3 protein-coding genes are annotated in these 2,834 nt (G+C 16.5%); all 3 read right to left on the reverse strand.

The window, feature by feature from the left end:
* Positions 1–55: 55 nt before the first annotated feature.
* The 3 genes from VAMP_RS04945 to VAMP_RS04955 all read right to left on the reverse strand — a co-directional run bounded on the left by VAMP_RS04945 (position 56) and on the right by VAMP_RS04955 (position 2,755).
* A complete protein-coding gene (locus tag VAMP_RS04945; RefSeq protein WP_213349841.1) occupies positions 56–1,423 on the reverse strand; it encodes a hypothetical protein in 1,368 nt (455 codons plus the stop codon).
* Positions 1,424–1,607: 184 nt separating this feature from the next.
* Positions 1,608–2,366 (reverse strand): L,D-transpeptidase, encoded by a 759-nt coding sequence (locus tag VAMP_RS04950; protein WP_213349842.1) that lies wholly within the window; start codon positions 2,364–2,366, stop codon positions 1,608–1,610.
* Between the two features lie 20 nt (positions 2,367–2,386).
* Entirely contained in the window at positions 2,387–2,755 is a 369-nt protein-coding gene (locus tag VAMP_RS04955) for a hypothetical protein (protein ID WP_213349843.1), read from the reverse strand.
* Positions 2,756–2,834: the final 79 nt, after the last annotated feature.

The raw sequence follows: 2,834 nt of genomic DNA on the forward strand, positions 1-2,834 counted from the left end.
AAAAATTTATATAAATTAAGTATATAGAATATAATTAAATTTGTCAAGTATTTTTTTAATTTACTTTTATATTATCTAAACTTGATTTTATTCTAATAATTTCATAAGATAAATTGATAAGATCAATTATATCTTTTTCAGATGAAGATTGAATAAATCAATTTTGAGTTTTTAGCAATAAATCGTTTATATCTAAACTATTTTTTCAAATATTTTTGATATCTATAAATCATTGACAAAATGATTCAAAATTATTTTTAAACATATTTTTTAAATATTTAAATTCATTCAATTTTTCATCATCTAAATTATATTTGGAAATATCTATCCCTTCCTCATCAAAAATATTATAATAACTTATCAAGATTAATATAAATTTAAAACTATTTAATAATATATTTATATTTTTATATAAATCATCGTTTATTTTATAAATATTTAAATTTTTTTCAAGACAGTCTATTTGAGAAAGAAAATTATTCATACCAAAAATAGATATTTCTTCTTTTAAAGTTTCAATTTTATCTGTTAAATATTCAACATAAACTCTTTTTTTCTCAATCAATAAAATATTTTCTAGATCATTAATATTAATTCATTTTTTATATAATCATTTTTCTTTTAATTTATCAAAAATCATATCTGAAGAATTCCAAATATAACTTAATTGTATACTATTTATATAATTTTCTTCAATATGATTATATAATGTATATTTCAATACTATTAAATAAAGTTTATCTAAATAATTTAAAATATCATATTTATCTCTTATTTTTTTTGTATATTTTTTTTCATTTATTAATGAGTTTATAGTTTTACAAAAACCAAAATATTCATTATAATATTTATTTCAAAATTTAGATTTTTTTGATATAAAGTCTATTTTAGTTTTAAGTTTAATAAAGATTAATCTTATATCAAAAAAATCTATTCATTTATTTTTTCCCTCTTGTATAGCATTTATTAAATAATTATAATTAAATTCAGATGGTTCATTCAAAAAAACATTAAATATAAATCATAAATTTGATGATAAAAAAATAATATTATTAATTTTTTCTATTTCATTAAAAAATTTTGAAATATCTATTCATAATTCTGAAATAGATTCCAAATAATTATTAATTTCTTGATATTCAAATATACTATCTATATCAAATAATTCTATAGATAAAATATCTTCCAAATTATTAAAAAAATTTGAAACTAATTTATAAAATCTTTTGTCTATATGTTCCAATAATTCTGAATTATATTTTCAATTTAATCTTGACAAATATGATAAAAAATCATTTGTAGATAATTTTTTTATATCACATATATTTAATATATCAATCATAGAATTTTGTGATCAATGTTTAATTTTTGATAATTTATTTATTTTCCCTTCTTCTTTTATATTTTCTGAAACAGAATCCATATATTAATAAAATTTTAGATAAATAAAATAATATTATAAGACAGTATATATAATGATATTATTAACATAAGCAATATTTTTTAAAAAATCTTAAATAATTTATTACAAATAAAAAAATATTGAATTCAAGTAATTCAATATTCAATAAATAAATTTGTAATTCATATTTTATTTTAAATACTTTTTATCTTATTATGTAAGATCTTACTATAGTTCAATCAGATACTTGAAATTTTGAAGTTCAAGTTTTTATATAATTATCTCATATATATATATTATATCAAACTCTAAAATCTCATCAATTTATATTTTCTATATTATTTATATTAATATTTATATTATTATATAAGTTTTTAAATGTATCAAATCAATATTTCATATTTACTCTCAAATCAAATGCTTTTTGATAATCTCAATTATTTATATAATCAAAATAATTTATTATAACTTGTTTATCATTTTCATAATTTGAATATTCTTGTTTATCATAATCCACTAATACAACCGTTCATAAATCAGCTCGTTCATATAATTTTTTTATATTTTGTTCTTCTAATCTCACACAACCTGCTTCTGCCCAATTTCATATACTTGCAGTAGTATTTATATTTCCTGAATAATCCTGTGGTAATCAATGTATTCAATACAATCATTTCCAAAAATCTAACCAATATGGCATATATTTTCAAGCTGATTTAGAATACATTAATTCACTTTTATTCAAAATTACAAATCTTCATCTTGGAGTATTATTTTGTATACTACCTGCTGATACATCAAATTGTCATATTTTTTCTCATTTTTCATAATAAGATAATTTATTTGCAAATGTATTTATACGAATTACCTTATCAAATTTTTGATAATCATCATAATAATATTTTCAGTTTACAAATAAACTTGTTCATAAAAATACTATTATTATTAATAATAATTTTTTCATTTATTTTACATAATTTAAATTTAAATTTCTTCTATTTTTTTAATTAAAGTTGTAAATATTTTTTTTTCATAATCATTTAATCATTTTTTTATTTTTTTCTTTTCAAGAACATCAATATTTTTTTGAATAATGTTTTTCATTTTTTCTCTTCTTTTTTCTTTTAGTTCTTGTGTTGTTCGTATTTCATCCATTTCTTCTAATTTTTCTTTTTCAATATCTTCTTTTTCGACACCTTTAATATCTATTTTTGTATCACAATCTTCAATTAAAAATTCATTTGTAGTTAAAATTTCATTAATATCCTCTTTGATAATTTCAATTTCTTCATTTAATTTTTTAACTTTAGTATTTTGTTCTTCCAAAAAATATCTTAATTCATCTTTATTCATTTTTTTAGTATTTAATTATATATATAAAATGTATTTATTTTTTCTTTTTAGCTTTGGAAACTAATGGTCTTCCTCCATC

The organism is Candidatus Vampirococcus lugosii (assembly GCF_018420025.1).
Taxonomy (GTDB): Bacteria; Patescibacteriota; Gracilibacteria; order Absconditabacterales; family Absconditicoccaceae; genus Vampirococcus; species Vampirococcus lugosii.